Here is a 6,350-nt window from a genome sequence, read left to right as displayed (position 1 = left end):
CGCCGGCGGCGCGCCGGCCACGGGCGGGCGAGCGCTGCTCGGAACTGCGTTGCCATTCGCCCGTATCCACCGTGGGGGCCGCGGCTTCCTGTTCACGGCGCGCATCGGACGTGCGCCGCAAGCCTTCAGGCTTGGCGACGGTTTCAAACTCGTCATCCAACTTGGCGCGAAGACGGTCGGCGGACGCGGGGGTCGGTTTCCAGCTCATACGCTTTCCTGCTTGCTATGCAAAAACGGCAGGCCCGTCATGGCGCCTGCCGCATGTCGCCAGCCCGAAGGCACGGCGCAACAATGTGCGAGCCACCTGCGGAGATCCGCTGGCAGCCGCAAGATGGCTTATTCGGCGGTGTCTTCCGCCGTCGGCACGAATTCGGCGGCACGGCTGACGATGCCCTGGTTTTCGCGAACGCGGTTTTCGATCTCGATGGCAATTTCCTTGTGCTCTTTCAGGTATTCGCGGACGTTGTCCTTGCCCTGGCCGATGCGGTTGCCGTTGTAGCTGTACCACGCGCCGGACTTGTCCACCACGCTGGCAGCCACGCCCAGATCGATGATTTCGCCTTCGCGCGAGATGCCGGCGCCGTACATGATGTCGAACTCGGCCTGCTTGAACGGCGGCGCGACCTTGTTCTTCACGACCTTGACGCGGGTCTCGTTGCCGACGACTTCGTCGCCCTTCTTGATGGAGCCGATGCGGCGGATGTCCAGGCGCACGGAGGCGTAGAACTTCAACGCGTTGCCGCCGGTCGTGGTTTCGGGGTTGCCGAACATCACGCCGATCTTCATGCGGATCTGGTTGATGAAGATGACCATGCAATTGGTGCGCTTGATGGTGGCGGTCAGCTTGCGCAGCGCCTGGCTCATCAGGCGGGCTTGCAGGCCGGGCAGCGAATCGCCCATTTCACCTTCGATTTCAGCCTTGGGCACCAGCGCGGCCACCGAGTCGATGACGATCAAGTCGACCGAACCCGAACGCACCAGCGCGTCGGTGATTTCCAGCGCTTGCTCACCCGTATCCGGCTGCGAGATCAGCAGGTCGGTCAGGTTGACGCCCAGCTTGTTGGCATATTGCACGTCCAGCGCGTGTTCCGCGTCGACGAAAGCGCAGGTGCCGCCGATCTTCTGCATTTCAGCAATGACCTGCAACGTGAGCGTCGTCTTGCCCGACGATTCCGGGCCGTAGATTTCAACCACGCGGCCGCGCGGCAGGCCGCCGACGCCCAGTGCGATGTCCAGCCCCAGGGAACCCGTGGAAACGACCTGGATGTCATGCGAGACCTCGTTGTCGCCGTAGCGCATGATCGAGCCCTTGCCGAACTGCTTTTCGATCTGCGAAAGCGCGGCGGCAAGCGCCTTGGCCTTTTCCGAAGCGGCGGCCTTGGTGGTTTTGTCGTCCATGTAGAGTCCTGTCTGTAACGTATCTGGTGTCGAAGGGTGCCGGAGAAGTCGCCGGTCAGGCTGTTCGGGCTTGCTGTGCAGGCTTGCGCCGGAAATCTGCGCTGCGCTTTTCATCCAAGTGCAGATTATGGCATCGGATTGTACTGTACAAAAAACCAGTGTGCCACAGTTTTGCACGTATACCCTGAGTGGGCAAGCCCCCCGCCATATGACAGAATCCAAAGCGAACCCGGCGTTTCGTCCCTATTCCGCCGCCGGGCCCGCCCATCAAGCGGATTAACAAGGCGGACAGCCTCCCATGCGGGGCAGGCCAAGCGCGCAAAGCGGTGGCCGCACAGGGACCTCTTCACTAGCAGCCCATGCGTATCCTGATCGCCGAAGACGACAGCATTCTGGCCGATGGCCTGTCCCGCTCCTTGCGCCACAACGGCTATGCCGTCGACGCCGTGCGTGACGGGCTGGCCGCCGATTCGGCGCTGGCGGCCCAGGCGTTCGACCTGCTCATCCTGGATCTCGGCCTGCCGCAACTGGCCGGCCTGGAAGTGCTGCGCCGCCTGCGCGCCCGCAATTCCGCCCTGCCCGTCCTGATCCTGACCGCCGCCGACAGCATCGAACAACGCGTCAAGGGCCTGGACCTGGGCGCCGACGACTACATGGCCAAACCCTTTGCGCTGTCCGAACTGGAAGCGCGCGTGCGGGCGCTGACCCGGCGCGGCGCCGGCGGGGGCGCCACCATGCTCAAGCATGGCCGGCTGCTGTTCGACCAGACCGGCCGCGTCGCCATCGTGGATGACCAGACACTGGACCTGTCCGCGCGCGAGGTCAGTCTGCTTGAAATCCTGCTGACCCGTAGCGGCCGCATGGTCAGCAAGACGCAACTGGTGGACCACCTGTGCGAATGGGGCGAGGAAGTCAGCACCAACGCCATCGAGGTCTATGTGCACCGCCTGCGCAAGAAGCTCGAACCCAGCGGCGTGAAGATCGTGACCGTGCGCGGACTGGGCTACTGTCTGGAGCGGGACCAGGGTGCCGCGTACCTCGCCAGCTGAATCCACGCGGCCCGAGCCGCTGAATCAGGAAGCACTGGATATCTTGCAGGCCGGCTCCAAAGGCCCCAGCTTCGCACCGCCCCAGCGTTCGCTGCTGGGCGAAATCCTGGACTGGATGCTGGCGCCGCTGTTCCTGCTGTGGCCCATGAGCGTCGCGATCACCTATGTAGTCGCGCAAAATATCGCCAACGTGCCGTACGACCGGGCGCTGGCCAACAACCTGCATGTGCTGACCCGCCAGGTCCACGCCCAGGACGGCCGCGCCATCCTGAAGATGACCGATCCCGCGCGCGACGTGCTGCGCGCCGACGAAACCGACAGCGTGTTCTGGCTGGCGCTGGGTAGCCGCGGCGAATACCTGGGCGGTGACCGCGCCCTGCCGCTGCCGGCCTCGGTGGGCCAGCCGCGCCCCGGTGAAGTCCAGTACGAAGACGACACCATGCGCGGCTTCGGCATCCGCCTGGCCTTCACGTGGGTCGATCTGAATCTGCCCAACACCCAGCCAGCGCTGCTGATCGTGGCCGAAACGGTGGAAAAGCGCACGCAGCTAGCCAACGACATCATCAAGGGCGTGATCATTCCGCAGTTCGTCGTGCTGCCGATCGCCGTGCTGCTGGTGTGGTTCGGACTGTCGCGCGGCGTTGCGCCCCTGAACGCCCTGCAGCAACGCCTGCGCGCGCGGCGTCCCGACGACCTTTCCCCCATCGACGAACGCGCGGCGCCGTCCGAAATCGCACCGCTGGTCGCGGCGATGAACGACCTGCTGGACCGCTTGTCGGCCAACGTTCAGGCGCAGCGCCGCTTCGTCGCGGATGCCGCGCATCAGTTGAAGACGCCGCTGGCGGGCCTGCGCACACAAGCCGAACTGGCGTTGCGCGACGCCAGCCCCGAAGAGATGCAGTCCAGCCTGCGCCAGCTGGTGACCGGATCCGAACGCGCGACGCGGCTGGTCAATCAGCTGCTGTTGCTGGCGCGCGCCGAAAACCCCAGCGCCATCGGCCTGACGCGCACGGATATCAACGCCATCGCCTATGAACAGGCCATGCACTGGGTGCCGCAGGCGCTGTCGCTCAGCACCGACCTGGGCTTCGAGGGCTCGGACGAGCCCGTCGAGATCAGCGGCAACCCGTTGCTGCTGGCAGAGCTGCTGAACAACCTGGTGGACAACGCGCTGCGCTATACGCCGCGGGGCGGCCACATCACGGTACGCGTGCAACGCGTGGGCGAGGAAGCCGTTCTGGAAGTCGAGGATTCCGGCCCCGGCATCCCGCTCGAAGAGCGCGAGCGCGTCTTCGACCGGTTCTACCGCGTGCTGGGCACCGGGTCGGATGGCAGCGGGCTGGGCCTGGCGATCGTGCGTGAAATCGCCCAGAAGCATCAGGCCACCGTCTTGATCAGCGATCACCCCACCCCCCATTCGGACCTGCCCGGCACCCGCATCCGCGTGGTGTTCCCGCGGTACGCCGACGAGCCGGATCTGCTTGAAAGTTGAGCGGCAGGGGCGGATTGCGCCCCTAAGGACTATCCCTAGCTCCGCGCGCAGCGATTACATAATGTTTCAAATTTAAGATTCGGGTAAGGGTTACGTCAGAACCTCGTCAGCCTAGCGCCTCAATGTTGCGTATAGCTCGATGTCGGCTCGCCGGCGGAGGGCCAAGCACGGCGGAGAACCGCTGGCCAAAAAACGAGGAGACATCATGAGCACAACAACCATGGCAGGCCGCGGTCCTTCCGCGGAACCGCGCCCGATGACCAAGGATGAACGCCGCGTCATCTTCGCGTCGTCCCTGGGCACGGTTTTCGAGTGGTACGACTTCTACCTATATGGCTCGCTCGCAGCCATCATCGCGCAACACTTCTTCTCGGGCGTGAACCCCACCGCGGGCTTCATTTTCGCGCTGCTGGCGTTCGCCGCGGGCTTCGCCGTGCGACCGTTCGGCGCACTGGTGTTCGGACGCCTGGGTGATCTGGTCGGCCGCAAATACACGTTCCTGGTCACCATCGTGATCATGGGCTTGTCGACATTCCTGGTCGGCGTGCTGCCCAGCTACGCCAGCATCGGCCTGGCCGCTCCGGCCATCCTGATCGTTTTGCGCCTGCTGCAAGGCCTGGCGCTGGGCGGCGAGTACGGCGGCGCGGCGACCTACGTCGCCGAACACGCCCCGCACGGCCGTCGTGGCTTCTACACCTCGTGGATCCAGACCACCGCTACGCTGGGCCTGTTCCTGTCGCTGCTGGTTATCCTGGGCATCCGCACGGTGATGGGCGAAGACGACTTCAAAGCCTGGGGCTGGCGCATTCCGTTCCTGATCTCGGTCGTGCTGCTGGGCATCTCGGTGTGGATCCGCCTGCAACTGAGCGAATCGCCCACCTTCAAGCGCATGAAGGAAGAAGGCAAGGGTTCGAAGGCCCCGATCGCTGAATCGTTCGGCCAATGGAAGAACCTGAAGGTCGTGATCCTGGCGCTGCTGGGCCTGACCGCCGGCCAGGCCGTGGTCTGGTACACGGGCCAGTTCTACGCGCTGTTCTTCCTGACGCAGACGCTGAAGGTCGACGCCAACACCGCCAACATCATGATCGCGATCGCGCTCCTGATCGGCACCCCGTTCTTCGTGGTCTTCGGCGCGCTGTCGGACAAGATCGGCCGCAAGCCCATCATCATGGCGGGCTGCCTGATCGCCGCCGCGACCTACTTCCCGATCTTCCAGGGCATCACCCACTTCGCCAACCCGGCGCTGGAAAAGGCCCAGGCCACCGCCCCGGTCACGGTCATCGCCGACCCCGGCACCTGCTCGTTCCAGTTCAACCCGGTGGGCACGTCCGCGTTCACCAGCTCTTGCGACGTCGTGAAGTCCTTCATGGCCCGCAACTCGGTGAACTACAAGAACGAAGCGGCCCCGGCAGGCGCGGTGGCCAAGGTCAAGATCGGCAACGACGAGTTCGCCTCGTTCGACGGCAAGGGCATGGCCCCCGCCGACTTCAAGGCCAAGGCCGCTGAACTCGACAAGGCGCTGACCACCGCAATCCGCGGCCACGGCTACCCGGCCAAGGCGGATCCGGCGCAAACCAACAACGTCATGGTCGTGGTGCTGCTGGCGATCCTGGTCCTGTACGTGACCATGGTCTACGGTCCCATCGCCGCCATGCTGGTGGAAATGTTCCCGACGCGCATCCGCTACACCTCGATGAGCTTGCCGTACCACATCGGCAACGGCTGGTTCGGCGGCTTCCTGCCCCCGGTCGCCTTCGCGGTGGTGGCTGCCACCGGCAACATCTACGACGGCTTGTGGTATCCGATCATCATCGCAGTCATGACCCTGGTCATCGGCACGCTGTTCGTGCGCGAATCCAAGGACAACGACATCAACGCCTAAACGACCATCCCCCGCCGGGTGGGACTGCTGCGCCTGCCCGGCCTTTAAAAGCTCCTTATGGAGCTTTTTTTTTCGCCCCCACGCTGCGCGCTTCGCACTTGCTGCCCCCCGAGGGGGCTTTTTCCCCTTGGGGCGGCCCGGCGGGGAAAAGGCCCCCACGCTGCGCGCTTCGCGCTTGCTGCCCCCCGAGGGGGTTTTCCCCTTGGGGCGGCCCGGCGGGGAAAAGGCCATTCTTGCGAAGGTCGTAGAGGCAGGTGGCGGCTATCGCCGCGCACCTTCGCCCCCGGCCCAAAATCTCTTCGGCACTTTCAGGACGATGTCAGACCCTCGCGCTTAGACTGGCGCTTCAGATTACGGCCTTGCGCCAGATCGGCTGACGATTGATCCCCCTGTCAGACGATTGCAGGGCTAGTGTTCTGACACCGATACCGCGTTCCCCGCGAGCCTTTTATGACGCGGTATTGTGTGCTCCCGTACCGGCCCGGCCTTTATTGAGCCGGGCCGCTTTTTTTTGCGCGGACAAAAGAAT

General features: G+C 64.6%; 4 protein-coding genes and 1 pseudogene. 3 read left to right on the top strand and 2 right to left on the bottom strand.

The genetic code is table 11. The features are described 5' to 3' along the window. Nucleotides 1–208, bottom strand: a pseudogene (locus tag ACE039_RS17545) (recombination regulator RecX); the annotation flags it as partial. Nucleotides 209–336: 128 nt separating this feature from the next. Beyond that, nucleotides 337–1,398, bottom strand: coding sequence for a recombinase RecA (recA, locus tag ACE039_RS17540; RefSeq protein ID WP_006225020.1), 1,062 nt, complete (start codon nt 1,396–1,398; stop codon nt 337–339). A gap of 359 nt (nt 1,399–1,757) precedes the next feature. On the opposite strand from recA, the gene ACE039_RS17535 reads away from it, so the two are divergent. The 3 genes from ACE039_RS17535 (at nt 1,758) to ACE039_RS17525 (ending at nt 5,821) form a co-directional block, all read left to right on the top strand. Further along, complete coding sequence (locus tag ACE039_RS17535) at nt 1,758–2,447, top strand: response regulator transcription factor (protein WP_006218337.1); 690 nt, start codon at nt 1,758–1,760, stop codon at nt 2,445–2,447. A 115-nt stretch (nt 2,448–2,562) separates the two neighbouring features. Further along, on the top strand, nt 2,563–3,939 hold the full coding sequence (locus ACE039_RS17530) for a sensor histidine kinase (RefSeq protein ID WP_105555534.1): 1,377 nt from the start codon (nt 2,563–2,565) through the stop codon (nt 3,937–3,939). A gap of 220 nt (nt 3,940–4,159) precedes the next feature. Continuing rightward, nucleotides 4,160–5,821, top strand: coding sequence for an MFS transporter (locus ACE039_RS17525; RefSeq protein WP_369868244.1), 1,662 nt, complete (start codon nt 4,160–4,162; stop codon nt 5,819–5,821). Nucleotides 5,822–6,350 lie beyond the last annotated feature (529 nt).

Source organism: Achromobacter maghribensis, from assembly GCF_057334215.1.
The sequence above is the reverse complement of the archived record's forward strand: the minus strand, read 5'-3'. Positions and strand labels throughout refer to the sequence as shown.